The following is a 25,613-nucleotide window of genomic DNA, read 5'->3' as shown; positions in this document are numbered from 1 at the left end:
TTACCTTTACCTAATTATTCTGGAAAATATGGAAATAAAACCCGGTTCCCTGCTGAGCAAAATTGATTCTCCGGCCGATTTAAAAAAATTGCCTATGGATCAATTACCACAGGTTTGTGATGAATTACGCCAGTATATTATTGATGTGGTGAGTGTGCATGGCGGTCATTTTGGTGCAAGTCTTGGTGTGGTGGAACTTTCAACTGCCCTTCATTATGTTTATAATACACCTTACGATCAGTTAGTATGGGATGTGGGTCACCAGGCATATGGACATAAGATCCTTACCGGTCGCAGGAATAATTTTCATACCAATAGAAAGTATCATGGACTAAGTGGTTTCCCCAAACGCAGCGAAAGTGAATATGATACATTTGGTGTAGGCCATTCTTCCACATCTATTTCAGCAGCATTGGGTATGGCGATGGCTGCAAAAATGAAAGGTGAAAACCGTAAATCTATTGCAGTGATTGGCGATGGCGCCATGACGGCTGGTTTAGCTTTTGAAGCAATGAACCATGCGGGTGTCGCCGACAGCGATGTGCTGATCATTTTGAATGATAACTGCATGAGCATTGATCCGAATGTTGGTGCGTTAAAAGAATACCTGACCGACATTACCACTTCGCCAACTTATAACCGTATTAAAGATGATGTGTGGAAGGCGTTGGGTAAATTACCTGTCGGCAAAACATTTACACGTGAAATGGCGAGCAAGCTGGAGCATAGCATTAAAGGTTTTGTAAGCAAGAGCAGTAATTTATTTGAAGCGTTGCAGCTGCGTTATTTTGGTCCTATTGATGGACATAACATTACAAAGCTTGTTGATACATTAAAAGATCTGAAGAATATTCCCGGGCCAAAGCTGTTACACATAGTAACAGTAAAAGGAAAAGGATACGAACTTGCCGAAAAAGATCAAACCAAATGGCATGCGCCGGGTTTGTTTGACAAAGTAACCGGTGAAATACAAAAGAAAAAATTTGATACGCCACAAGCACCCAAATACCAGGATGTGTTTGGACATACCATGATTGAACTGGCAGAGAAAAATGAAAAGATCGTCGGCGTTACACCTGCAATGCCAAGTGGATCTTCACTTAAATTTATGATGGACAAAATGCCACACCGTGCTTTTGATGTGGGCATTTGCGAACAACATGCTGTAACACTCAGTGCAGGTATGGCAACACAGGGCATGAAAGTGTATTGCAATATCTACTCATCCTTCATGCAGCGTGCTTATGATATGGTGGTGCACGATGTAGCTATTCAAAAGTTACCTGTAATCTTTTGTTTAGATCGTGCAGGTTTGGTGGGTGAAGATGGTCCAACACATCATGGTTGTTATGATGTTGCTTATATGCGTTGTGTACCGAATATGATCGTTGCGGCTCCAATGAATGAAGCGGAATTGCGTAACATGATGTACACAGCGCAGCTTGATTCACATACATTACCAATTTCAATTCGCTACCCGAGAGGTGAGGGTGTTATGCCGGAGTGGAGAACAGAAATGAAAGAAATAGAAATTGGTAAAGGACGTAAGTTGAAAGATGGCGAAGGGATAGCTATTCTTTCGTTTGGCCACCCCGGAAATTTTGCAGCAAGTGCTATTCGTGAATTGAAGAATGATGGAATCAACCCTGCACATTACGACATGCGTTTTGCAAAACCAATTGATGAAGAAATGCTGCACGAAGTGTTTTCTAAGTTCAGTAAGGTTGTCACAATTGAAGACGGAACCGTGGTTGGTGGTTTTGGTAGTGCAGTGCTTGAGTTTATGGCTGCACATAACTATACTGCTGAAGTAAAGATCATGGGTATTCCTGATGCACTGGTAGAACATGGCACACCTAAACAGTTGTATGAAGAAATAGGCATTGATGCCAATGGCATTGCAAAAACAGTGAGAGAGATGATGGATGTGAGGGTGACGGTGAAAGCGTAACTCATTGTTTGTATAAATGAAAATCCCGGTGTTATGCACCGGGATTTTTTATGTCATGCGTTGTATGATATCGTAACACCAAAATTAATTATCCTCTGGATTCGTCGGATACACAAATGAATCTTCCGCATCTTCTTCCCTGTTCTCATTCCATTCCACAATAAAATTGTTTTTTCCTTCACCCACCAGCAAAGTCATGTAGCGTTGTTGCGAAAGTTCAAGCAATGAAAGAAACAAGAAGATAGCATGAATGCGGTTCTCTACCACATCAAATAATTTTTCAAAAGGCATGTTTTTTTCTTGCTTCACCATATCCAGCATATATTCCCGGCTTCCCTCCATTGTATAGTTGTATTGCACCACCGTATGTACCGGTTTATTAAAACGGTCGTGGTGTTTTTTCATCACCCGTTCAAACGTCTTCATGAGTTTAAACATAGTGATGGTTTGTATCTCGGTGCCTTCGCCTGTTTCTTCACCAATGCTTGATAGTTCTTTTGCAATGTTACCACGCTTCACCATCAGCATACGCATGGCTTCCATCTCCGCCATTTGCACACTTGCTTCTTTAAACCGCTTGTACTCAAGAATTTTATCAACCAGCTCTTGTCGTGGATCAATTTCATTTCCCTGCTCATCTACTTCCTTACGTGGCAGCAACATTTTTGCTTTGATGCGCATAAGTGTGGAAATGAACAAAATGAATTCACTCGACAATTCAATATTCAGCTGTTCACTCTTATGGATAAACTCCATAAAATCTTTAATAATGCGTGTGATGGGAATATTATAAATATCCAGTTCATCACGCTCAATAAAAAACAACAGGAGATCGAATGGGCCTTCAAACTGCGGCAGCTTTATCTGGTATGAGTCTGTTTGCAAAGTAGTATCTGTTTTTAACGAACAAGTCCCGGACAATTTGTACCGGGACTTGCAAATGTAGGGAACTAAACCTTACTAAAATGTAGCAGTAAAGCCTAATCCCAGCAGGCTTTTCAGCTGTGTGCCGAGCAATCCGCCGGTTTGCACATTTTTCACATCATGGTCGTAAATAAGATCGAGATTATACGTAAAGCCGATATATTTATTCACCTTGAAACCCAATGTGTTGGTCCAAAACACATCAATATTCTGCGGGTTGTTACGGTAGTTGCTGAAGAGATCGAGCCGGCTGGCTAAGTTGATATTTTTTGCCAGTTCTTTTTTAATATTAGCCGTTAAAAAAGCACCAATCTCATTGATCGTAGCCTGGGTAGTATCTTTAAAATTAAACAGCCTGCGGATGTCTTTGTTTTTATCATTTACAATTACCCAACGTGAAGTAACGGGCGACAGAAACACGTCAAACGTTGCATTAGGTTTATACATGATACCCGGGGATACCAACAGATAAGCAGGTGCAAAAAAGTCGGAGTTTTTTTGCTTGGGGTTGAGTGCATAGTTATAACCTGTTGTCATTTGGGTACGCAGGTTTACCAATGCAGATAAATACCATTTGCTTGTTGCCGTGTCGCCCAATTGGTAACCATAACGTGAAAGCAGATCAATACGATCATCATTTTTTCTTGTGCCAATGCTGGTTGCATTTACAATTCCATATTGCACATTGAGTGAATTGTCCCATACGTTTCTATTTCGTTTATAATACGCAAACGTGTTGGCCAATGCATTTACAGAGAATGAAAATTTTTCAGCACCTGCAGCCCAGTTACGACTTGCTCCCTGGCTAAGGTTTAAGTTAAACACACCGCCTTTTGTCCAACCTTCTATTTGTTTTGGTTCTTTCTTAACTGTTTTGTTTGATTCGTCTTTTAAACGTTTTACCTCCGCATCCTGTGCGGTAATGGTTATAGCGTACACAGCAACAACTGCTGTTAAGAAAAACTGTTTCATCGTAAGAGTTAATTTTAAGCGTTAGCACAGCAAATTTAACGCCATGCTTTATGAAATAAAAAAGCAGCAAAGAAGATGCTCTTTGCTGCTGAAATAATATAACCCGATTTTATTTTTTTAGAGCGTCTCTTATTTCACGCAGCAACACAATTTCTTCAGGCGTTACAGCAGGCGGTGCTTCTTCTTTCTTCTTTGAAGCATTTACTCCTTTAATGATCAGGAATAACACAAATGCAATAACGATAAATGAAATAATAGCTGCAATAAACTTACCCAACAATACTCCGCCCGGAGCCCACTTGTCAATTTCAGCAACACCTGCAGTTTCTAACGCAGGCTTTAACAACACGGGTGTAATAATATCTCCTACCAAAGAATTAATAATGGCACCGAATGCGCCACCAATAATTACACCAATGGCAAGATCAATGACGTTGCCTCTCATTGTAAACTCTTTAAATTCTTTTAGCATTCCCATAATGTTGGTTTTTTATTGTGATGAAATGAAAACGAGTCACAGTAGTATAAAAGCGGGCAGTACAAATCTGAAAAAAATATCTCCTATTTCAAAGTTTTATTTTCTATTTGAGGATATTGCATCTTTAACTCTTTCAGCGTTTCGTATACTGTTGTTGCAATAAGGTATTCTTTATACCAGTTCTGATCACTGGGTATAATATGCCAGGGAATTTTATCACAGGTATTAAAGCATTCTTCATAATAGCCCATGTATTTTTCCCACAGCTTAGCTTCAGCAAAATCTTTTTCATTGTACTTCCACATTTTACGTGGATCATGTGTGCGTTCCGCTAAACGTTCCTGTTGTTCTTTTGGCGAAATGTGTAAATAGAATTTAAGAATGTGTGTATTGTTATGTTCCGTAAGCAACTCTTCCATATCGTTAATTGCTTTCATTCTTTTTTTGGCTATCTCATCATCGCACCAACCATGCACTCTTGTCACTAATACATCTTCATACTGGCTACGGTTAAATATCTGTATCATTCCTTTTGGCGGTGCAGCTTTGTGTATGCGCCACAAAAAATCCTGGCTTAATTCTTCATCGGTTGGCGCTTTAAACGATTTTACAGAAACACCCATTGGATTCAACGACCCAAACACATCACGGATGGCGCCATCTTTTCCACTGGCATCCATTCCCTGGAATATTACCAACAGCGAATGTTTTGATTCGGCAATCAAAAGATTTTGCAATTCATCCAATTCATCCAATATCTTTTCTGTTTTTGCTTTTGTTTTTTCTTTATCGAAGCTGCCTGGTGCCCTTGTGCTGATTTCGGAGAGTTTCACTTTAGCCATACAAAATCGTTTTTACGAATATAATCTTTGTTTTGCAGGAGTAAGTCGCTGCCTTTATTCCATTCATCAACACTTATTGGCAAAATGCATCTTTTCCCGAACCTTTGCATCTCTTCCTATGCATCCAAAATTTTTTAACTGGCTTTTATTTTTGATCCTGTGCCTTGTATGGGGCAGTTCTTTTATTTTGATGAAAGAGGGATTAAAGCAATTATCTGCTTATGAAGTAGCAGCGATGCGTATGCTTAGCGCTGGCATTGTACTTCTGCCCTTTGCCACGGGTAGTTTCAAACGGATGCAGAGAAAAGATCTTGGCTTGTTAATTTTATCTGGTATGCTTGGCAGTTTTATTCCTGCCATTCTTTTTTGCGTGGCCGAAACAAAAATTGACAGTGCGTTGGCGGGAATGTTGAATGCACTAACTCCTTTGTTTGTGATCACTATTGGTGCATTGTTTTTTAAATCCGGAATTATCTGGAAAAAATTTATTGGTGTACTTGTGGGTTTTGCTGGAATGTTATTGCTTTTCCTTGCACAAAAAAAAGATAGCGGCAACAGCGATGTGTTTCTTGCATCACTCATTGTGTTGGCAACATTATGTTACGGGCTGAATGTAAACCTCACCAATCGTTTTTTGAAACATGTACCGTCACTCGACATTGCAGCTATTGCATTTGTTTCGCTTATTATTCCCTCAGCAGCAGTTTTATTTATTTCAGGTTTTGCTGAACACAGTTTTAGCGATGCTTCAGTTTTAACAGCTGTTACTGCCTCAGCCGTGTTGGGTATTTTCGGAACAGCAGTTGCAACCATTTTGTTTTACATGCTCATGAAACGGGCGGGACCATTATTTTCTTCCACAGTTACTTATGGTATTCCATTTGTGGCAATTGGATGGGGATTGCTGGCAGGTGAAACTATTGGTCAATTGGAAATTATTGGCTTAATTATTATTTTATCAGGTGTATACATCACCAACACAAATAAAAAAGGGACGCAATAGCGTCCCTTTACATTTAAGAATGATATTGATTATACTGACATGATCTCTTTGTCTTTTGCTTCGAGATGTTTATCGATCAACACACTGAATTTATCTGTCAACACCTGAATATCTTTTTCTGCATCTTTTGCCGCATCTTCACTTAATCCATCTTTTTGCAATTTCTTGATTTGCTCAATAGCATCACGACGAATATTACGCACCGCAACTTTTGTATGTTCGCCTTCGCCATTCACTCGCTTTACTAACTCCTTACGGCGTTCTTCAGTGAGAGGTGGCAAAAATAGACGAATGATATTACCATCGTTTTGCGGAGCAAGACCAATGTTAGAGTTAATGATGGCTCGCTCAATTGGCTGTAACATATTTTTTTCCCAGGGCTGAATAGTAAGTGTACGGGCATCGGTTACGCTTATGTTCCCGATTTGTCCAATGGGTGTGGGCGTACCATAATAATCAACAACAATTCCATCCAACATATTTGGGTTTGCCCTTCCTGCACGAATTTTTACTAATTCTACTTCAAGGTGCTGAATGGCTTTTTTCATGTGCTCTTCAGCATCGTCCATGATTAACGAAAGCTCTTCTGACATACAATTAAAAATTATTGAGCTGCAAACCTACTGAATTGTTATTTATTGCTACCGCAGAAATTAAGACTGCTTGTGCTTGGCAACTTCAGCTTTTTCCGGAACAACAGTGCCACCTGCCAAGGGAATAACTTTTGTTTCGCCATTCAGTGCTTCTGATGGCGCAGCTGTGGCATCTTTTGCAAATAATTTACGACGGTTGTTTCTATTTGAGTAGATAAGAAGGCTGATAACAGAAAATCCTACACTGATTAAACCCAGCAATAAAAATGTGATATTCAGTTCACGGGCCAACACAGTTACTCCTGCAATTACAAGATTGAAGGATACCGCTAAAAACGTCACCATTTTATGACTGAATCCTTTTGCTAACAACAGATGGTGCACATGGTTCCTGTCGGGACTAAAAGGTGAACGGCGGGATAAAATGCGGTAGGCAAAAATGCGCAACGTATCAAATAAAGGAACAAACAAGATGGCAAAACCAATGGCTGGTGCTGCCGGCAGGTAAACTTTTGCCGTAGGCAAAGTAGCTACCTGAATGAATTTAATAACAAGAATAGAGTTGATGATACCCAACAAAAGTGAGCCTGTATCGCCCATGAATATTTTTGCTGGAGAAATATTAAAGATGAGGAATGCTGCTAAACTTCCCGCCATGGCAAAAGACATCATGGCGTAAAAAGGCTGATCGGCCAACACAAAATAAATTCCAAAACAAACGGATGTAAACAGGCCAAGCGAGCCGGCAAGACCATCCACCCCATCAATTAAATTGAAAGAGTTAGTTATTACGATGATGGTGAGGTAGGTAAAGGCAAGGCTTAAAACAAATGGCATTTTTTCAAAGCCCATAAAACCAAACATACCGTCGATAAGAATTCCACCCTTATAAACAATGATAAATGCAGCTAATAATTGCCCCAGGAATTTTTTAAGGGGCGTCAGCACCACAATATCATCTTTCAACCCCAGGAAAAAAACTACGAGAAAAGCCGCACCGAAATATTGCACTTCCACCAAACCGGCAGGCACTGCAATTAAAAAGCCTAATATAAAGCCGGCAAAAATGCCGATTCCTCCCAACGAGGGAATTGGAGCGGCGTGCACCTTACGATCGTCATCGGGAACATCGAATAAATGCTTCGCTTCAGCTACCCTTATAATAATGGGAATAGCCGAATAAGTAATTAAAAATGAAATAACCGATCCTATTAGCAGGTGATCCATGCAGTTGACTAATTCGTGTGTTGCAAATCTATACTATCTGCGTTGAAAGAGGAAACAGATAACAATAAAATAAATGTTGCCTGGTTTTACTCCACTTCTCCACAGAACAGGTATTGACTTTTAATTCAATCAAAAGTTTAGCCAATTGCAAACATTTTTCTTTTAGCTTTGCCGCAATTCAAAAAAGACTATGCCAGAACTGAAAGAAATTGCGACGCAACTCCGTAGAGACATTGTAAGAATGGTACATGGATGTCAAAGTGGGCACCCCGGTGGCTCATTGGGCTGTACTGAATATCTTACAGCATTGTATTTTAAAGTGTTGAAGCATGATCCGGCCTTTAATATGGATGCAAAGAATGAAGATCTTTTCTTCCTTTCTAACGGTCATATTTCACCGATTTTTTATGCAACGCTGGCACGTAGCGGTTATTTCCCGGTTCAGGAGCTTGCAACTTTCAGAAAACTGAACAGTCGTTTGCAAGGTCACCCCACTACCCACGAACATTTGCCCGGTGTACGCATTGCATCTGGCTCATTGGGGCAAGGTTTAAGTGTGGCTATTGGTGCGGCTTATACGAAAAAGCTGAACAAAGAAAACACCGTAGTTTATTCTTTGCATGGCGATGGCGAATTACAGGAAGGACAAATTTGGGAAGCTGTAATGTTTGCAGCGCATCATAAAATGGATAACCTCATTTCAACAATTGATTGGAATGGACAGCAAATCGATGGACCAACCAAAAAAGTAATGAGCCTTGGCGATTTGAAAGCGAAGTTTGATGCTTTTGGCTGGGAAACATTGGTGATTGAAAATGGTAACGATATGGATGAGATGGTTGCCGGTTTAGAAAAAGCGAAATCGTTTGTTGGCAAAGGCAAACCCATTATGAATTTGATGAAGACTGAAATGGGTAAAGGCATCGACTTTATGGAAGGTAGTCATGAGTGGCACGGTATTGCTCCTAACGATGAGCAATTAGCAAAAGCTCTCACTCAACTAGGTGAAACAAGCTTAGGCGATTATTAATTTTCCAGGAAATTATATTGAAGACAGCAGGTGTATAAATCGCCTGCTTTTTTTATTGTGCCCGTAAAGAAATTTTTTGACGTGCTGCTTTTACTGATGGCACCCAAGAAGCGAGCAACCCAATGACAATTACTGTTGCTATCACAAGCAAAATATCGGTAATCAAAATCTTTACAGGATAATAATCGATCACAAAAGAACCGGTGAGTGGAATAATTTTAAATGTTACCTGCAGGTAAGAAAAAATGAGCGCCAGGATTATTCCAATGATACTTCCGGCTAACGCAAGCAATACACCTTCAGTTAAAAATATTTTTTGAATAAATATTCTGCCGCTTCCCATTGCCTGTAATATCTGGATGTCCTGTTCTTTCTCGAGCACAAGCATCGTTAATGCGCCGATCATATTAAAGGCCGCAATCACCAGTATCAATGAAAGAATTCCATAGATAGCCCATTTTTCCAATTGCATAACAGCAAAGAGCGAACGATTTTGTTGGTATCGATTCTCTACCAGGTAGCCCTTACCCAACATCTGTTGCAAAGCAGCAATTGTTTCTTTTTCTTGTTCAACATTGGCCAATTTAATTTCAACAGAGCTGTATTCATTGGGTTTTAAACCCAGCATTTCTTTGAGTATATCAATATTGGTGATGACATATTTATTATCGAAATCCTGCTGAATGGAAAACGATCCGGTGGGTTGTAAATTAACTGTACTGATAGCTTCCAGCGGATTGGAAGAAGATACCCCTCGCTTTGGTAAATAAGCAGTAACCGGATTTATTGCTCGATCACTTAAAAGATTCAATGCATTTTCAATACCTACGCCTAACACCAGTGCAGGTGTTTCAACACTACCGGTTTCAAACTGACCATTGCTGATCATGGATGAAACTCCACTCGCTTTGCCATACTGATCATCAACGCCTTTAATAACAGCATTGGTACGGTAATCACCATTCTGCAGATGCACATTTTCTTCAACAATCGTGCTTGCTGCTTTCACATTACTCAGCACACGGATCTTTGCGAGAGTAGCATCATCCAGCAACATTATTTTTTGCTGCTCAGCAGTAATACGTACATCGGGATAAAAAGAAGAGTATAACGTTTTCACCAACCCTTCAAATCCATTAAAGATACTCAGCACTACCACCAACGCAGCAGTACCAACAGCCATAGCCGTCACCGTTACCCATGCAATAATATTGATGGCATTGGTTGATTTTTTTGATTTAAAATAGCGCCAGGCGAAAAGAAAATTCAATGAATAATTGTTGTGAATGGTGAATGGTCAATTGTTAATAGTCAAAGCTTAACAACTAACGATTTTCAACTACCGGCTATTTACTCCTCTCCCTTCTTCTCCTCTTCAATTTTCTTGAAGAGTTCTTCCATTTTAAATACCTGGTCAAGTGTATCATCGAGAAAATATTTGATCTCGGGCATTCGACGCAGTTGGTGCTTTACTTTAGAAGCAAGTTCACGTTTTATTTCATAAGCCTTTTCTTCAATCTTTTTCAGCACTGCCTGGTTATCTTTTGCCTGGAACACACTCAGGTAAATACGAGCTTCCAGCAGATCAGGCGTTATTTTCACCGATGAAATAGAAACCAATCCGCCATCGAGCATGGATAAACCCAGCTTTTGGAAAATAACCGACATTTCCTCGTGAATTACACCCGCTACCTGTTTCTGTCTTTTTCCTTCTAACATATCTTCAACTTTTAAACGCTGTAAAAGTAGTTACTTTGCGGCGTTTAACGCATGAAACAGTTTCAACGCATTTTCAAATACCTGCGGGATTATAAAGGAAAGATTGTTCTTTATTTTTTATGTATCCTCCTCTCCATTGTTTTTTCAATGGTATCGCTGGCAATGCTGGCGCCTTTTCTGAAACTTCTGTTTGATGAAAAGAAAGAAGTACTTGCAGCACCCGACACAATTCGTTCGGCTACCGATGTACTTGATTTTTTGATGCACCAAATAAGTGTGCTGATCAATACAAAGGGTGCTGAAACAGCTTTGGCATTTATATGTATAATCATTATCTCAGCTATTTTGCTGAAGAACGTATTTCTTTATCTCTCCTATCGCATTTTAGCACCTATGCGTAATGGTGTACTTACACGCTTACGTGGTGATTTGTATGATAAAGTTTTGAAACTTCCTATCGGTTATTTTACCGAACAACGTAAAGGCGATCTTATTTCACGCATGAGTAACGATGCCAACGAAGTTGAATGGAGTGTGATGATGGCTCTTGAAGTATTGATCAAAGAACCATTGAATATTTTGTTTTACCTGGCTGGAATGATATTGTTAAGCCCGAAGTTATCCTTATTCCTTCTTGTGTTTTTACCGGTAATGGCATTAATCATTGGTCGTGTAAGTCGATCATTAAAAAAACAATCAACTGAAGCTGGCGAGAAGAATGGATTGGTTCTGTCTATACTTGATGAAACATTGGGAGGCATTCGTGTCATCAAAGCATTCACCGCAGAGAAATTAGTGGGCGGTCGTTTTCATAAAGTAAATGAAGAGTTCAATCATCTTCGCAACAAGATCCACTTTCGAAAAGATATGGCTTCACCTTTATCAGAAGTACTGGGAGTGCTTGTATTAAGTGCTGTTTTATGGTTTGGTGGTAAGCTTGTACTGGGTGGAAATGGAGATGTTAGTTCGGAAGGTTTTATCACTTACATTTTATTCTTTACGCAGATCATCAATCCTGCAAAATCCCTTTCAACTGCATATTATAATACTAAACGAGGGAGTGCTGCTATTGAACGTATTGAGGAAGTGATCAGCGCACCGGTGGTTGTAGAAGAAATTGCAAAACCAATTACGATTTCTTCATTCGAAAAAAGTATTGAATTTAAAAATGTATCGTTTGCATACAACGATGTACCTGTTCTTACCAACATCAATCTTAAATTAGAAAAAGGAAAAACAATTGCATTGGTGGGTTCAAGCGGTTCAGGTAAATCAACACTCGCTGATCTTGTTCCAAGATTTCATGACGTAACAAGTGGTGAAATCCTGGTTGATGGTGTAAATATTAAAAACTATTCGCTTCATAGTCTTCGTCAGTTGATGGGCATTGTTACGCAAGAGCCTATTTTGTTTAATGATACCATTTCAAACAATGTTGCGTTGAGTAAACCTGATGCAGCAAAAGAAGAAATTGAATCAGCTGCAAAAATTGCAAACGCACATCCCTTCATTGTAAAAAAAGAAAATGGTTACGATGAAAATATTGGCGACCGTGGTACCAAGCTGAGTGGTGGTGAACGCCAGCGTGTAACCATTGCAAGAGCTGTATTAAAAAATCCACCCATTCTTATTTTAGATGAAGCCACTTCTTCCCTTGATACGGAAAGTGAGCGTTTGGTGCAGGATGCAATTAACCACCTGATGCAGGACCGTACGAGCCTCGTCATCGCACACAGACTATCAACTGTTCGGCATGCGGATGAAATACTGGTGTTGCAGAAAGGGGAGATTGTTGAACGGGGTACACACGACCAATTGGTGGACTTAAACGGCTTCTACCGCAAGCTTGTAGACATGCAGGAGGTGCGTTAAGTTTTTGTTTTGGCCCACTAGCTTTTCTCAATAATTCCCCTATCTTTATAGAGTTAATGTGAATTCAGTCCATGCTTTCTGAGCTTCCAGGTGCTTTTCCTTCGATCAGTTTTCCCGGTTTCAGTTGCTAATCCTGGTTCATGATTTTTGTTTTTTAATTTTTTTCTTGTGAACATTTACGTAGGAAACCTGGCCTGGTCAATGACGAACGAAGACCTCGCTGCTCTGTTTGAGCAATTTGGCTCTGTAACATCTGCCAAAATTTTAACCGACAAATTCTCTGGCCGTAGCAAGGGTTTTGCATTTGTAGAAATGGACAATGCAGAAGAAGCCCAGGCTGCAATCAGCCAACTGAACGACACTGACGTTCAGGGACGCAAAATTGTAGTGAACGAAGCTCAGCCTAAGAAAGACGACGGTGGCTTCAAAAAGCGCAGCTTTGGCGGCGGCGGCGGTGGTGGCTTCCGTGGCGGTAGTGGCGGTGGCGGCTACAAAGGCGGCGGTGGCGGCGGCTACAAAGGTGGCGGCGGTGGCGGCTACAAAGGTGGCGGCGGCGGCGGTTATAACAGAGATTATTAATCAGCGCAACTCGGCAACATACTTAAAATCCCTTCGGTTTCGAAGGGATTTTTTTGTTGCTTTTCATTGACCATTCAAATAATAAGCAGGTTATTTAAAAATGACTTTTCTGAATAAAAAAAGTCCTCCCGTAAAACAGGAGGACTTCTATTTCAATTAGTCTTACTAACTTATTCGCCTGTTGGCTGAGGACCTTTTACGATTCCCATTTTTGCTTCAATGCTCAATGTTGCATGAGGCACGGCACGTAAACGTGCTTTATCGATCAACTTACCCGTTACACGGCAAACCCCGTAGGTTTTGTTTTCAATTCGCATCAATGCTTTTTCCAGGTGATCGATGTAAGTGATCTGGCGGCTGGCCATCTGGCTAAGTTGTTCACGTTCCATACTCACACTTCCATCTTCCATGGTCATGTAACGGCCATCATCACCATCACCACCCTGATCATCCTTGCGGGTAATCAAGCCTTGCAAATAGGTTAATTCTTTTTTGGCAGCTTCATGTTTACGTTGAATGAGTTCTTTGAACTCCACGAGGTCTGCATCACTGTAGCGGACCATTGGTCCTTGAGGTTTCTCTTCCACTGATTTATCTAATACTGATTTTGTAAAATCGGGTTGATATTTCACTGAAGTGTTTACCGATGTCTTAATAGGTTTCACTTCTTTAGGAGGCGCCGGCTTTTTTGCTTCTTTTTTCAAATCTTGAATTGCTTGTTTAACTGTTGGTTTAATTGCACTAACTGGTTTTGCAACCGGCTCGGGCTTTTTCACTTCGGGCTTTTTGGCCACGGGTTTGGGCGCCGGCTTTGCTACCGGTTTTGCCACTTTTTTCGCAACAGGCTTAGGGGCCGGTTTAGGTGCTGGTTTTTTCGCTACGGGTTTAGCAGCCGCCTTTTTAGGGGCAGGCTTAGGAGCTGGCTTTTTTGCAGCTGGTTTTGCCGCCTTTTTGGGAGCTGGTTTTGCAGCAGGCTTCTTAGGGGCCGGTTTTGCTGCTTTCTTTTTAATTGCCATTCTATCCTCCTTTTTTGTGTACGTGAACTTTAAGGTTGATTTCATTTACCTCAATCTCCGTTCCATCGGCTATTTCCGGAACTAAATCGAGGCTGTCTGCCAAAATTTCGGCGCAAATATAGGATTTAAATTGAGTGATAGATGGCCGCAGGGTTTCCTCGTCGGTAACCTGCACAGCAATCCTGTCAGTCAGTTCAAACCCGCTTTCCTTGCGGATTTTCTGGATGCGGTTCACCAGTTCCCGGGCATTGCCTTCGTTAAGCAGTTCGGGGGTTATTGTTACATCCAGTGCCACGGTAACGGAGCCTTTAGCGGCAACCATCCAACCTGGCACATCTTCGCTTAAAATTTCAACATCTGTCAAATATAAAGGAACGGTTTCATTCTCTATCAACAGATTATAAACAGTTTCACGCTCTATTTGTGCAATTTGCTCCTGTGTGAATTGAGAAAGGGCTGTTGACACGGCTTTCATCTTCGGCCCAAGCTTTTTGCCCAATGCAATAAAGTTCGGTTTGATCTTCTTTTTGATGAAGGTGTTATCCGCCGTGAGGTATTCGATCTCCTTCACGTTCACCTCGCTCTTGATGATGTCTTCCACTTTGCCGAACTGCTCCTTCATACCGTTGCTTAGCACCGGAATCAATATTTTCTGCAAAGGCTGACGAACCTTGATGTTCACTTTCTTACGGAGTGAAAGGACTAAAGATGAGGCATCCTGTGCCAGTTGCATACGTTCTTCCAAAGCTGAGTCGATCAATGCTTCATCAGCCACAGGGAAATCAACATGGTGAACAGATGCAGTTGTAAATCGACCGCTTACTTTGTTCAGCTCGGTAAAAATTGCATCGCTGAAGAATGGAGAAACAGGCGCCATTAAACGCAATACCGTTTCCAAACATTCGTACAAGGTTTGGTAAGCGCTGATCTTATCCTGTTCGTACTCGCCTTTCCAGAAACGGCGGCGGCACAAACGAACATACCAGTTGCTCAGATGCTCATCTACAAATTCTTCGATCAATCGACCTGCCTGTGTTGGTTCGTAATCATCCATTGCTTCGTTCACTTTTTTAATGAGTGTGTGAAGTGATGATAATATCCATTGATCGATCTCAGGTCGTTCTTTTACCGGAATGGCAGCTTCTTTAAACGCAAAGCCATCAACATTTGCATACAATGCGAAGAACTGGTAGGTATTATAAAGCGTACCAAAGAATTTGCGTTGCACTTCTTTGATGCCTTCAATATCAAATTTCAGATTATCCCAAGGCGATGCATTGGTGATGAGGTACCAGCGTGTGGCATCAGCACCAAATTTTTCAATGGTTTCAAATGGGTTCACCACGTTACCGAGGCGCTTGCTCATTTTGTTGCCATTCTTATCTAACACCAACCCATTACTTACAACTGTCTTGTAAGCAACACTATCATAAACGAGTGATGCGATTGCATGCAGTGTGTAAAACCAGCCACGTGTTTGATCCACACCTTCAGCAATAAAACTTGCCGGGTAGAGATCTTCAAATTTGTTTACACCTGCAGGAAGTTTAAACGGATACTTATCTCCATTCTTTACTTTCTCATGATCCAATCCCCACTGTGCGTAAGGCATTGCACCGCTATCGAACCAAACATCAATTAAGTCGGGCACACGTTTCATTGCTTTACCGTCTGGACTGATGAGGATGATCTCATCAACGTACGGTTTATGCAGATCGATATCGTTGCCTAAGTATTTTGCATTGTTGGTGCCGAGTGTTGCATCTGCTTTTGCTGCATTTTCTTTTAACTCTTCAACAGTACCAATACAAATTTCTTCTTCCCCATCTTCTGTTTTCCAGATGGGCAATGCAGTGCCCCAGAAACGTGAACGACTCAAGTTCCAGTCAACCATGTTCTCTAACCAATTACCGAAGCGACCTTCGCCTGTTGATTTTGGTTTCCAGTTGATGGTTTTATTCAATTCAACCATTTTATCCTTGATGGCTGTGGTTTTAATGAACCATGCATCAAGTGGATAGTAAAGAATTGGTTTATCAGTTCTCCAGCAATGCGGATAACTGTGCTCGTATTTCTCTACTTTAAATGCCCTGTTTTCTTTTTTCAGTTTTACACAGATGTCAACATTTACATCTACATAATCTTTATCGTCTTTGTAATTCTTTACATAACGGTTGCTGAACTCGCCCAACCCATCAAGGAACTTTCCTTCACGATCAACCATCGTTAAAATACCTATGTTGAATTTCTTACCAACACGATAATCATCTGCACCGAAAGCAGGAGCAGTATGAACGATGCCTGTACCATCTTCTGTAGTAACGAAATCACCGATCAACACACGGAATGGATCTGCATCAGGTGTAATACGTTTTATTTCTTCAATGCTGTTTGCCTCGTAAGGCAATAGTTGCTCGTAATGCAAACCTTCGAGTTGTGAGCCTTTGAATGAAGTGATGATTTTCCAAGGAAGTATTTTCTGTTCACCATTGTATCCTTCAAAATCTCCATTCTCTCCTTCTGCTTTCAGGTATTTGTGTACAAGATCTTTCGCCAATACAATGTTTACCGGTAGATGTGTGTATGGATTGAAGGTTTGAACCAAGACATACTCAATGTTTGGCCCAACCGTTAAACCGAGATTACTTGGCAAGGTCCACGGCGTGGTTGTCCATGCCATGAAGAATACTTCGGCACCATGCACTGCATCATGGAGGAACTTGCTTTTTTCATCCTGTGTTGCACGGAACATCACCGTTGCACTGGTGTCTTTTACATCTTTGTAAGTACCGGGCTGATTTAATTCATGTGAACTTAAACCCGTACCTGCCGCAGGTGAATAAGGTTGAATGCTTACACTTTCGTACAGCAATCCTTTTTTGTACAACTGCTGCAACAACCACCACAATGTTTCAATGTAATTATTTTCGAACGTGATGTAGGGATCATTTAAGTCAACCCAGTAACCCATCTTCTTCGTGATCTCATCCCACTTGTCTTTATAACGCAGTACTGCTTCACGACATTTCTTATTGTATTCTTCAACGGTGATCTTTACACCAATATCTTCTTTGGTAATACCGAGTTCTTTTTCAACGCCTAATTCAATGGGCAAACCATGGGTATCCCATCCGCCTTTACGGTTTACTTTAAAGCCTTTCATGGTTTTGTATCGACAAACCAAGTCTTTCAACGTACGTGAAATAACGTGGTGAATGCCGGGCATACCATTAGCACTGGGGGGACCTTCGTAAAACACAAACGGTGTAGCTCCATCCCTTACTTCTATACTTTTCTGAAAAGCCTGTTCAGCATCCCAACGGGCCAGTATTTCCTGTTCGATCGATGGCAGATTCAACTGCGAAAATTCCCTGTACTTAGCGCTCATAAGTCTTTCCCTGTCTGATTTTTAAAGTTGCCAAAGGTACGGAAGTTCGGGGGTGAATGAACACCTGAATCAATGCTTTTCAGAAACTGACGGCAATCATTTTTGTACCATTTTCCCGTCAGGGCGGGCCGCTGTACAATTTGTCAATTTTGCCCCATGCAACAAGAAACAATCAGGAGCCTGACCAAAAAATACAACCGCCCGGTTCCCCGCTATACGAGCTACCCAACGGTGCCGGTTTGGAAAGAAGGTATTGATGTGGATGACTGGAAATATCTCCTGGCTCAGCAATTTGAACTGCATAACAGCCGCAATGGTATCAGCCTTTACATTCATTTACCCTTCTGCGAATCGCTATGCACGTATTGTGGATGTAATAAAAAGATCACAACAAATCATAGTGTTGAAGAAGAATACCTGGCCATGATCGAACAGGAATTTGAATTATATCTTCAGCTCTTTCATCAAAAACCTGTTATTCGTGAACTGCATTTAGGTGGAGGTACGCCTACATTCTTTTCGCCGGAAAATCTTGAACGACTGATCAACTTTATTACAAGCCGTTCCATAGTTCACCCAAGTCATGAATTCAGTATTGAAGGCCATCCCAACAATACAACATTCGCTCATCTTGAAACTTTGTATAAGCTCGGCTTCCGCCGCATCAGCTATGGTGTGCAGGATAACGATCCTGAAGTGCAACGCATCATTAACCGCATTCAGCCATTAGAAAATGTGGAGCGTGCAACAACCAACGCCAGAAAGCTGGGTTTTGCTTCCGTGAATTATGATCTTATTTATGGTTTACCGAAACAAACTTTGCAAAGCATTACAAAAACCATTGAAGAAGTTATTGCACTTCGTCCCGATCGTATTGCTTTTTACAGCTATGCGCATGTGCCATGGACAAGTCGTGGACAACGCTTGTTTGATGAGAACGATCTTCCCTCGCCTGAAGATAAATTGCAGTTATATCTAAAAGGAAAAGAATTACTGACAGCAGCTGGTTATGTTGATATTGGCATGGATCATTTTGCATTAACAACAGATGATCTTTACACGGCATGGAAAACAGCAAAACTTCATCGCAATTTTATGGGTTATACCACGCAACATACATCGATGTTGTTGGGATTGGGTGTATCGAGCATCAGTGATATTGGTGCAGGCTTTGCACAAAACAAAAAATCGATCCATGAATATTACGAAGCTATCCAGCAAAAAGAATTGCCTGTGTTCAAAGGCTATTTTCTGAGTGATGAAGACAAAGCTTTCCGCAATTATATTCTCAGCATAAGTTGCAGAGATTATGCTGTGTTTCGCAAAGAAGATAAACGCCTGATCGAAAAATATGTGTTACCTCAATTGCAACAGCCTCTTGATGATGGTTTGATCAATATGAATGATGATGGTTTGGTAGTAACAGAAACAGGAAGACAATTCATTCGAAATATCTGCAGCGCATTTGATCTTTACCTGCAACGGGAAATGGTTACACCTATGTTCAGCAAGGCAATTTAATGATCAGTGATAGTAATAAATAGCAACCCCGCCAAGGCGGGGTTGCTATTTATAAACGGGTCGACTTTTGCTTATTTGGTTTCCGCCTCTACCCACTTTTTCACTACCGCAATTTCATCAGCCGAAAGTTTTGATTTTTTGAAAGGCATAAATCCTTTGTCGCCGGGATTTAATTCAATACGACGAACAATATCGGTCGCCACTACTTTCACACTATCATAGTTATCCAATGCTTTTTTCTTTCCGCCTTCTGCAGGGAAATGGCAGGGAGCACATTTTGTTGCGATGAGGGGTTTTACACTTGTTTCATATAGGCTTACATGAGCAGCTTGCTTATTGCTTGCAATAGTAGCTGCTGATTTACGGGAGCAGGAGAAAATGATCAATGCAAATGATAAACAGATAGATGATAGTAAAATAAATTTCTTCATTGTGGGTTGTTTGCCTTAAAACTAAGAAAATTATTTTCAGCGCAAAAAACAATATAGATAAGCAACAACCCCGGAAAACATCTACTTACGCAACATTTTATAGATCTTGATCGCACTCATAAGTAATATCACAAATAACAAGAGGCCTAGTACCCCCCAAAGTGCACTGAGGTTTTGTTTTACTACCACCAGCATAACAACCGCAACAAGAAAAATTGTGGCCACCTCGTTCCAGATACGAAGCTGCTGCGATGTATACCTGAATATGCCCGCTAATTGCTGATTCAATATTTTGTGCAGCGACAAGTGATAGAGATAAATAAATAACACAAAAATGAGTTTGAACAACATCCAGCGACCGCCCGGTTCAAATACAAGTTTGGCATACCCGCTTTCGAACAAAACCCAGCTGCCAAAAATCAAGGTTAATACAGCCGATGGCCAGGTAATACCATACCAAAGGCGTTTCATCATAACAGCAAATTGCTCACGCAAAACCTTCTTTGCTGTGGCTTCTTTGTTTTCGGCCTCGGTATTATAAATAAAAAGCCGGGGCATGTAAAACAAGCCGGCAAACCAGGTAACGATGAAGATGATATGGAGAGCTTTTACGTAGAGATACATTTTGTGAATGGTCAATGGTGAATGGTCAATACAGAACACAATCACCAAACATTATTACTTTAAGTTGAGATACTACTTCTGAAAATCACTATGGTTTCATTGGCTTGGCATTCACTATTCACCATTGACGCCTCATCCCAGTACCATCTCTTTCTCTCCTTTGGCTACTCCTTCTACATAGGTAGCGATAGCTTCAACCCATAATGGATGCACATTCATGCAAGGGATCATTGTGTATTCTTCCCCGCCGGCTTCCATAAACGTTTCTTTGCCACGTTCAGCAATTTCTTCCAGTGTTTCCAAACAATCACACACAAATGCCGGACAAAGAACAAGCAATTTTTTCACACCTTCTTTTGGCATATCACGCAAACGATAATCGGTGTAAGGCGTTAACCATTGCTCACCTGCCAGTCTCGATTGAAAAGATATACTGTAATTTTCTTTTTTCAATCCAAGTTTTGCAGCTATTAATTCAGTTGTTACAAAACATTGATGACGGTAGCATGTTGCATGTGCTGCTGAATCGACGCTACAACAATCACCTGTTTTTAAGCAATGATTTTTAGTGGGGTCTGACTTTTTCAAATGGCTTTCAGGAATACCATGATAACTGAATAAAATATGATCGTATCCCTGTTCAAGATAAGGACGCATATTTTCAGCCATTGCAGTTATATAATGGTCTTCATTATAATATGGCTTAATAAAACTCAGTTTGAACGGATACTTGTTCTTTGTATGAATTTCTTTTGCGCTCTCCACTGCAGTTTCATAACTGCTCATGGCATAATGCGGGTAAAGCGGCACTGCAATCACTTCATCGAGGTCAGGATGCTGTTGCAGCAAACGATCCAAAGCATATTTTACCGTTGGGTTTCCGTAACGCATCGCTATTTCAACCGGCATATCCACTTTATTATCCACTGCATCACGGAGTTGTTTTGTAAGAACGATCAGTGGCGATCCTTCTTTTGTCCAGATAGTGCTGTAAGCTTCAGCCGATTTTGGCGCACGGAAACGTGTAATAATTCCCTTCACCAATAATAAACGCAACAGGTAAGGATAATCGATCACCCGTTCATCCATTAAAAATTCATTCAAATAACGACGAACGTCTTTTACTTCAGTTGAATCAGGCGAACCTAAATTCATTAAGAGAATTCCTTTGCTTGCTGCTTTTTCCATGTGCGTTTTTAATCGTTTGCAAAAGTAACGGCATTACAAAACAAAAGTTCATTTTCAAAAGAAATCTGCATCAACTGTAGGTTTTTAAAGATGAACTGTAGTGTTTTTGCTACAAACATTTCATTGATAGCAAACAGCTGTTATCATGATAAAAATCAATGACTAATATGACATTGCAATGACAGATTTTTTAGGTTCATAGCGCTGTCTGCAACTACATTTGCGCTGTAGAAATACAGACGATCACCACATGCACAGAACAGGCGCAAAAGACATATCGAAATTTTTCATTGCAGGCATCAACTATCGTAAAACAGATGCGTTGATAAGAGGTAAGTTTGCCGTAAACCCGGAACAATACAATACCATCCTGCAACTTGCTCCGGATTTTGGCGTGCATGAATTCTTTCTTATTTCCACTTGTAACAGAACTGAGGTTTACGGTTTTGCTGATGAAGCCGATCAACTTATTCGCCTGCTTTGCACACAAACCGATGGAACTATTGAGCAATTCAGGGAGCTTTCTTACATCAAACAAGGACAGGAAGCTATCAATCACCTGTTTACCGTAGGCGGTGGATTAGACTCGCAGATATTAGGCGATTACGAAATTGTTGGCCAGATAAAGCAAGCCGCAAAACAAGCCAAACAACATGATCGCATCGATGCATTTACGGAGCGTTTGGTGAATTGCATGTTGCAATCATCAAAAGCAATTAAAAATAATACGGCGTTGAGCGATGGAACAGTATCCGTTTCATTTGCCGCTGTACAATACATACGTAAGCACGTTAAAGGAATAAAGAATAAAAAGATTTTGTTGCTGGGCACTGGTAAGTTTGGTCGCAATACCTGCAAAAACCTGGTTGATTATCTCGGCACAAAAAATATTACGCTTATTAACCGCACCGAAGAGAAAGCAACTACACTGGCTGAGGAACTGGGTTTACGTTCTGCTCCATTGGAAGACCTGGTAGAACATATTAACCAGGCCGACATTATTCTTGTAGCCACCAATGCAACCGAGCCTACCATTTTAAGATCGCATTTGGAAGGATTGAATCATAAACTCATCATCGATCTTTCAATTCCACATAATGTGCAGCAATCGGCAAAGGAATTATCCAATATCACGTTAGTAAATGTTGATGAGTTATCGAAGCTGAAAGATGAAACGCTGGCAAAACGTGAAGCTGAAGTTCCAAAAGCAAAAGCTATTATAGCCGAGCATATTGCAGAATTTATCGACTGGTATCAAATGCGTAAGCATGTACCTGTTTTAAAGGCTGTAAAAACAAAGCTCAAAGAAATACATACTTCCCCATTATACATAACTTTGCAACCGCATCATACAGCCTGCTCAAAAACCGATGAAAAAATTCAACGGGTGATCAATGGCATGGCTTCAAAAATGAAAGAGCAAAACCAGCGTGGCTGTTATTACATTGAAGCCATCAATGAGTTTATTGCTACGGGCACAGATTAAAATGGGACAAACAATCCGCATTGGAACAAGGGAAAGTCAATTAGCAGTATGGCAGGCAACACAGGTAAAAGAATTGTTGGCGCTGCATGGTTTTGCTTCCGAATTAGTTTACATCAAAAGTGAAGGCGATATCGATCTGAAAACACCCTTATATGAAATGGGGGTGCAAGGCATTTTTACAAGAAGCCTCGATACTGCTCTGTTAAATAATACCATTGACATTGCGGTGCACTCCATGAAAGATGTGCCCACGCAATTACCAAAAGGAATTATACAAGCCGCTGTATTGCCACGTGGACCTGTGAAAGATTTGTTGGTGTGGAAAGGTGAATGGTCAATGGTGAATGGTGAATGGTCAATACCGGGAAAAGCAGAACTACAAATCGCAACCAGCAGCATAAGACGTAAAGCGCAATGGTTAAATAAATTCCCATCATCAGAAATGCATAACCTACGTGGTAATGTAAATACACGCCTGCGTAAGTTAAATGAAGAGAATTGGGATGGTGCCATCTTTGCCGCAGCTGGATTGGAACGAATTGATCTTCGTCCTGAAAATTCTATTGAACTCGATTGGATGTTACCTGCACCTGCACAGGGAGCAGTTGTAGTTGTTTGTCGTGAAGACGATTCTTATGCATTAGATGCCTGTGTTCACTTTAATGACGCAGACACTGCCTATTGCACAAAGATCGAACGTGATTTTCTTCGTGCATTGATGGGTGGTTGTTCTACACCTATTAGCGCTTATGCTGAAATAAAAGACGACGAAATACATTTCTGTGGAAGTATTCTGTCACTCGACGGAAAGCAGAAAGCTGAATATGAAACAACAGTTTCCATTCCTGAAGCAGTACATCTTGGTGAAGAAGCAGCAGAAGAAATTTTAAATACAGGCGGACGAATAATTGCTGAAGAAATACGTAATGCCGGAAAATAAAATTCAAATATTATCTACACGGCCATTGAATAAATCATTGGTGCAGGAAGCAAATGCTGCAGGCATTTCCATTGATGAATTGTCTTTCATTGAAACTGAATCCATACAGGATGTTGCGACGCAACAGGAAATTGAACAGGCGTACCTGCAATCATCAACTGTTGTTTTCACGAGTATGAATGCTGTTGATGCAGTAGTTGCCTGGCAGGATGGTCAACAACCCGATTGGGTGATCTATTGCATGGGCAATACCACCAAACAAAAATTAAAAGAAAATTTTGGCGATCATAGTGTAGTGGGTACTGCTAATAATGCTGCAGAACTTGCAGAGCTTATTGCAGAAGAAAGCGATGCCGACGAAGTGATCTTTTTTTGTGGCGAACAACGCAGAGATGAATTGCCTGCTATTCTTCGTAAGAAAAGAATTGATGTGCATGAGATCATTGTGTATGAAACGATCCACACACCACACAAGATCAACAAAACATACCAGGCTATTTTATTTTATAGCCCCAGTGCAGTAAGCAGTTTTTTCAGCAACAATAAAATACCTGGGCAAACCATTTTGTTTGCTATCGGCACTACAACAGCTAATACCATTCAACAATATTGTAACAATACCATCGTCATTGGCAAAGCACCGGGCAAGGAAGAACTGGTACGCCAGGCGATGGAATATTTTTCGTGACTCGTCAATAGTGAGTCGTGAGTGTAAAAACTCATGCATCACAACTGACGACTAACGATTCACAACTCACGACTATGACTCAACTAAAGAACGACTTATTATTAAAAGCTCTGAGAGGAGAAACGGTAGAACGTCCGCCCGTGTGGATGATGCGCCAGGCAGGAAGATATTTACCCGATTACATTAAGCTGCGTGAGAAATACGATTTCTTCACCCGATGCCAAACGCCTGAGCTTGCAACGGAGATTACATTGCAACCTGTTGACCAGGTTGGAGTGGATGCAGCGATCATCTTCAGCGACATCCTGGTTATTCCGCAGGCAATGGGTGTGGAAGTGTTGATGGAAGAAGGCAAAGGACCATCGTTGCCAAAGACCATCAAAACACAACAGGATATTGATGCATTGATTACGACTGGTGCTGAAGAAAGTTTGAAATACGTGTATGATGCATTGAGTTTAACAAAGAGAGAATTAAATGGTCGTGTACCACTGATTGGTTTTGCAGGTGCACCATGGACCATTCTTTGTTATATGGTAGAAGGTAAAGGAAGCAAAACATGGGATAAAGCAAAACAGTTTGCTTACACGCAACCGGCAATGGCACATCAACTTCTGCAAAAGATCACTGATATTACCATTGTGTATTTGAAGCACCAGGTTAAAGCTGGTGCTGATACCGTGCAAGTGTTCGATAGCTGGGCAGGTTCATTAAGTCCTGCTGATTTTAAATTATTCGCACAACCATATCTATTTCAGATTGCAGAAGCGTTGAAAGATGATGCACCTGTAATTCTTTTCCCTAAGGGAACATGGCATGCGTTGAAGGATATCAGCGAAAGTGCTGCAAGTGGTGTAGGTATCGATTGGTGTATTACGCCGCAAATGGCAAGAGAGTTTACGCAGAACAAGATCACCATTCAAGGTAACTTTGATCCGGCGAAATTATTAGCACCGATTCCTGAGATCAAGAAAGCAGTAAAAGAAATGATCGATGCATTTGGTACACAGCGATACATTGCCAACTTAGGTCATGGTATTACTCCGAACGTACCTGTTGATCATGCAAAAGCATTTGTAGAGGCGGTGAAGGAATATCAAAGCCCCCTCTAACTCCCCCCTTTAGGGGAGGATTGCGTCGC

The 25,613-nt window shown here is 40.9% G+C and carries 23 protein-coding genes; 10 read left to right on the top strand and 13 right to left on the bottom strand.

The annotated features are described in order from the left end of the window. The first annotated feature begins 28 nt into the window (after nucleotides 1–28). On the top strand, nucleotides 29–1,951 hold the full coding sequence (gene dxs, locus ACO1QW_RS06370) for a 1-deoxy-D-xylulose-5-phosphate synthase (protein ID WP_486256768.1): 1,923 nt from the start codon (nucleotides 29–31) through the stop codon (nucleotides 1,949–1,951). Between the two features lie 84 nt (nucleotides 1,952–2,035). Here dxs and ACO1QW_RS06365 read toward each other — a convergent pair whose 3' ends face one another. The 4 genes from ACO1QW_RS06365 to ACO1QW_RS06350 form a co-directional block, all read right to left on the bottom strand. Then, a complete protein-coding gene (locus ACO1QW_RS06365; protein WP_486256766.1) occupies nucleotides 2,036–2,836 on the bottom strand; it encodes a segregation and condensation protein A in 801 nt (266 codons plus the stop codon). A 75-nt stretch (nucleotides 2,837–2,911) separates the two neighbouring features. Continuing rightward, nucleotides 2,912–3,847, bottom strand: coding sequence for a DUF3078 domain-containing protein (locus ACO1QW_RS06360; RefSeq protein WP_486256764.1), 936 nt, complete (start codon nucleotides 3,845–3,847; stop codon nucleotides 2,912–2,914). A 109-nt stretch (nucleotides 3,848–3,956) separates the two neighbouring features. Beyond that, nucleotides 3,957–4,325, bottom strand: coding sequence for a large conductance mechanosensitive channel protein MscL (gene mscL, locus ACO1QW_RS06355; RefSeq protein WP_486256762.1), 369 nt, complete (start codon nucleotides 4,323–4,325; stop codon nucleotides 3,957–3,959). 83 nt (nucleotides 4,326–4,408) lie between these two features. Continuing rightward, on the bottom strand, nucleotides 4,409–5,167 hold the full coding sequence (locus ACO1QW_RS06350) for a PPK2 family polyphosphate kinase (RefSeq protein WP_486256760.1): 759 nt from the start codon (nucleotides 5,165–5,167) through the stop codon (nucleotides 4,409–4,411). 118 nt (nucleotides 5,168–5,285) lie between these two features. On the opposite strand from ACO1QW_RS06350, the gene ACO1QW_RS06345 reads away from it, so the two are divergent. After that, entirely contained in the window at nucleotides 5,286–6,170 is an 885-nt protein-coding gene (locus ACO1QW_RS06345) for a DMT family transporter (RefSeq protein ID WP_486256758.1), read from the top strand. A 29-nt stretch (nucleotides 6,171–6,199) separates the two neighbouring features. Here ACO1QW_RS06345 and frr read toward each other — a convergent pair whose 3' ends face one another. Both frr and ACO1QW_RS06335 read right to left on the bottom strand, forming a co-directional pair. Further along, nucleotides 6,200–6,763 carry a ribosome recycling factor gene (frr, locus tag ACO1QW_RS06340; RefSeq protein ID WP_486256756.1) on the bottom strand — a complete coding sequence of 188 codons (564 nt, stop codon included), beginning with the start codon at nucleotides 6,761–6,763 and terminating at the stop codon, nucleotides 6,200–6,202. A gap of 60 nt (nucleotides 6,764–6,823) precedes the next feature. After that, nucleotides 6,824–7,990, bottom strand: coding sequence for an MraY family glycosyltransferase (locus ACO1QW_RS06335; RefSeq protein WP_486256755.1), 1,167 nt, complete (start codon nucleotides 7,988–7,990; stop codon nucleotides 6,824–6,826). Nucleotides 7,991–8,180: 190 nt separating this feature from the next. Between ACO1QW_RS06335 and ACO1QW_RS06330 the strand changes: the two genes are divergently transcribed. Further along, nucleotides 8,181–9,020, top strand: a complete 840-nt coding sequence (locus tag ACO1QW_RS06330; RefSeq protein ID WP_486256753.1) for a transketolase — start codon at nucleotides 8,181–8,183, stop codon at nucleotides 9,018–9,020. 52 nt (nucleotides 9,021–9,072) lie between these two features. Here ACO1QW_RS06330 and ACO1QW_RS06325 read toward each other — a convergent pair whose 3' ends face one another. Next, complete coding sequence (locus ACO1QW_RS06325; protein ID WP_486256751.1) at nucleotides 9,073–10,290, bottom strand: FtsX-like permease family protein; 1,218 nt, start codon at nucleotides 10,288–10,290, stop codon at nucleotides 9,073–9,075. Between the two features lie 80 nt (nucleotides 10,291–10,370). Further along, the gene (gene rbfA / locus ACO1QW_RS06320) at nucleotides 10,371–10,739 is read right to left on the bottom strand and encodes a 30S ribosome-binding factor RbfA (RefSeq protein ID WP_486256749.1); all 369 of its coding nucleotides are present in this window, start codon (nucleotides 10,737–10,739) and stop codon (nucleotides 10,371–10,373) included. Nucleotides 10,740–10,790: 51 nt separating this feature from the next. Here rbfA and ACO1QW_RS06315 point away from each other — a divergent pair, with 51 nt between their 5' ends. Beyond that, the gene (locus tag ACO1QW_RS06315; protein WP_486256747.1) at nucleotides 10,791–12,611 is read left to right on the top strand and encodes an ABC transporter ATP-binding protein; all 1,821 of its coding nucleotides are present in this window, start codon (nucleotides 10,791–10,793) and stop codon (nucleotides 12,609–12,611) included. Nucleotides 12,612–12,779: 168 nt separating this feature from the next. Beyond that, complete coding sequence (locus ACO1QW_RS06310; protein ID WP_486256745.1) at nucleotides 12,780–13,190, top strand: RNA recognition motif domain-containing protein; 411 nt, start codon at nucleotides 12,780–12,782, stop codon at nucleotides 13,188–13,190. A gap of 170 nt (nucleotides 13,191–13,360) precedes the next feature. Here ACO1QW_RS06310 and ACO1QW_RS06305 read toward each other — a convergent pair whose 3' ends face one another. Both ACO1QW_RS06305 and ileS read right to left on the bottom strand, forming a co-directional pair. Then, nucleotides 13,361–14,206, bottom strand: a complete 846-nt coding sequence (locus tag ACO1QW_RS06305) for a TraR/DksA family transcriptional regulator (protein ID WP_486256744.1) — start codon at nucleotides 14,204–14,206, stop codon at nucleotides 13,361–13,363. A gap of 1 nt (nucleotide 14,207) precedes the next feature. Beyond that, nucleotides 14,208–17,594, bottom strand: coding sequence for an isoleucine--tRNA ligase (ileS, locus tag ACO1QW_RS06300; protein WP_486256742.1), 3,387 nt, complete (start codon nucleotides 17,592–17,594; stop codon nucleotides 14,208–14,210). 156 nt (nucleotides 17,595–17,750) lie between these two features. On the opposite strand from ileS, the gene hemN reads away from it, so the two are divergent. Continuing rightward, nucleotides 17,751–19,115 carry an oxygen-independent coproporphyrinogen III oxidase gene (gene hemN / locus ACO1QW_RS06295; protein WP_486256740.1) on the top strand — a complete coding sequence of 455 codons (1,365 nt, stop codon included), beginning with the start codon at nucleotides 17,751–17,753 and terminating at the stop codon, nucleotides 19,113–19,115. Nucleotides 19,116–19,186: 71 nt separating this feature from the next. Here hemN and ACO1QW_RS06290 read toward each other — a convergent pair whose 3' ends face one another. The 3 genes from ACO1QW_RS06290 to hemH form a co-directional block, all read right to left on the bottom strand. Beyond that, entirely contained in the window at nucleotides 19,187–19,546 is a 360-nt protein-coding gene (locus tag ACO1QW_RS06290) for a c-type cytochrome (protein ID WP_486256739.1), read from the bottom strand. Between the two features lie 81 nt (nucleotides 19,547–19,627). Continuing rightward, nucleotides 19,628–20,215 (bottom strand): CopD family protein, encoded by a 588-nt coding sequence (locus ACO1QW_RS06285; RefSeq protein ID WP_486257258.1) that lies wholly within the window; start codon nucleotides 20,213–20,215, stop codon nucleotides 19,628–19,630. Between the two features lie 87 nt (nucleotides 20,216–20,302). Then, nucleotides 20,303–21,358: a ferrochelatase gene (gene hemH / locus ACO1QW_RS06280; protein ID WP_486256737.1), complete on the bottom strand. Its 1,056-nt coding sequence runs from the start codon at nucleotides 21,356–21,358 to the stop codon at nucleotides 20,303–20,305. Between the two features lie 250 nt (nucleotides 21,359–21,608). Between hemH and hemA the strand changes: the two genes are divergently transcribed. The 4 genes from hemA to hemE are packed head-to-tail and all read left to right on the top strand — an operon-like array spanning nucleotide 21,609 to nucleotide 25,584. Next, nucleotides 21,609–22,844 carry a glutamyl-tRNA reductase gene (gene hemA, locus ACO1QW_RS06275; protein WP_486256735.1) on the top strand — a complete coding sequence of 412 codons (1,236 nt, stop codon included), beginning with the start codon at nucleotides 21,609–21,611 and terminating at the stop codon, nucleotides 22,842–22,844. Next, entirely contained in the window at nucleotides 22,816–23,784 is a 969-nt protein-coding gene (gene hemC, locus ACO1QW_RS06270) for a hydroxymethylbilane synthase (RefSeq protein WP_486256733.1), read from the top strand. Before hemA ends, hemC begins: the two co-directional genes overlap by 29 nt. Next, nucleotides 23,771–24,472 (top strand): uroporphyrinogen-III synthase, encoded by a 702-nt coding sequence (locus ACO1QW_RS06265; protein WP_486256731.1) that lies wholly within the window; start codon nucleotides 23,771–23,773, stop codon nucleotides 24,470–24,472. The genes hemC and ACO1QW_RS06265 overlap by 14 nt, the downstream gene beginning before the upstream one ends. A 17-nt stretch (nucleotides 24,473–24,489) precedes the next feature. Then, the gene (hemE, locus tag ACO1QW_RS06260; RefSeq protein WP_486256729.1) at nucleotides 24,490–25,584 is read left to right on the top strand and encodes a uroporphyrinogen decarboxylase; all 1,095 of its coding nucleotides are present in this window, start codon (nucleotides 24,490–24,492) and stop codon (nucleotides 25,582–25,584) included. Nucleotides 25,585–25,613 lie beyond the last annotated feature (29 nt).

This window comes from Lacibacter sp. (assembly GCF_057361365.1).
The sequence above is the reverse complement of the archived record's forward strand: the minus strand, read 5'-3'. Positions and strand labels throughout refer to the sequence as shown.

Bases quoted from the DNA above. Each gene is read 5' to 3' on its own strand.
- ACO1QW_RS06350 (WP_486256760.1), bottom strand. From the start codon at position 5,167: ATGGCTAAAGTGAAACTCTCCGAAATCAGCACAAGGGCACCAGGCAGC.
- ACO1QW_RS06265 (WP_486256731.1), top strand. From the start codon at position 23,771: ATGCCGGAAAATAAAATTCAAATATTATCTACACGGCCATTGAATAAA.
- hemH (WP_486256737.1), bottom strand. From the start codon at position 21,358: ATGGAAAAAGCAGCAAGCAAAGGAATTCTCTTAATGAATTTAGGTTCG.
- hemC (WP_486256733.1), top strand. From the start codon at position 22,816: ATGAGTTTATTGCTACGGGCACAGATTAAAATGGGACAAACAATCCGC.
- mscL (WP_486256762.1), bottom strand. From the start codon at position 4,325: ATGGGAATGCTAAAAGAATTTAAAGAGTTTACAATGAGAGGCAACGTC.
- ACO1QW_RS06345 (WP_486256758.1), top strand. From the start codon at position 5,286: ATGCATCCAAAATTTTTTAACTGGCTTTTATTTTTGATCCTGTGCCTT.
- hemA (WP_486256735.1), top strand. From the start codon at position 21,609: ATGCACAGAACAGGCGCAAAAGACATATCGAAATTTTTCATTGCAGGC.
- dxs (WP_486256768.1), top strand. From the start codon at position 29: ATGGAAATAAAACCCGGTTCCCTGCTGAGCAAAATTGATTCTCCGGCC.
- ACO1QW_RS06360 (WP_486256764.1), bottom strand. From the start codon at position 3,847: ATGAAACAGTTTTTCTTAACAGCAGTTGTTGCTGTGTACGCTATAACC.
- ACO1QW_RS06315 (WP_486256747.1), top strand. From the start codon at position 10,791: ATGAAACAGTTTCAACGCATTTTCAAATACCTGCGGGATTATAAAGGA.
- ACO1QW_RS06335 (WP_486256755.1), bottom strand. From the start codon at position 7,990: ATGGATCACCTGCTAATAGGATCGGTTATTTCATTTTTAATTACTTAT.
- ileS (WP_486256742.1), bottom strand. From the start codon at position 17,594: ATGAGCGCTAAGTACAGGGAATTTTCGCAGTTGAATCTGCCATCGATC.
- rbfA (WP_486256749.1), bottom strand. From the start codon at position 10,739: ATGTTAGAAGGAAAAAGACAGAAACAGGTAGCGGGTGTAATTCACGAG.
- frr (WP_486256756.1), bottom strand. From the start codon at position 6,763: ATGTCAGAAGAGCTTTCGTTAATCATGGACGATGCTGAAGAGCACATG.
- ACO1QW_RS06290 (WP_486256739.1), bottom strand. From the start codon at position 19,546: ATGAAGAAATTTATTTTACTATCATCTATCTGTTTATCATTTGCATTG.
- hemN (WP_486256740.1), top strand. From the start codon at position 17,751: ATGCAACAAGAAACAATCAGGAGCCTGACCAAAAAATACAACCGCCCG.
- ACO1QW_RS06305 (WP_486256744.1), bottom strand. From the start codon at position 14,206: ATGGCAATTAAAAAGAAAGCAGCAAAACCGGCCCCTAAGAAGCCTGCT.
- ACO1QW_RS06330 (WP_486256753.1), top strand. From the start codon at position 8,181: ATGCCAGAACTGAAAGAAATTGCGACGCAACTCCGTAGAGACATTGTA.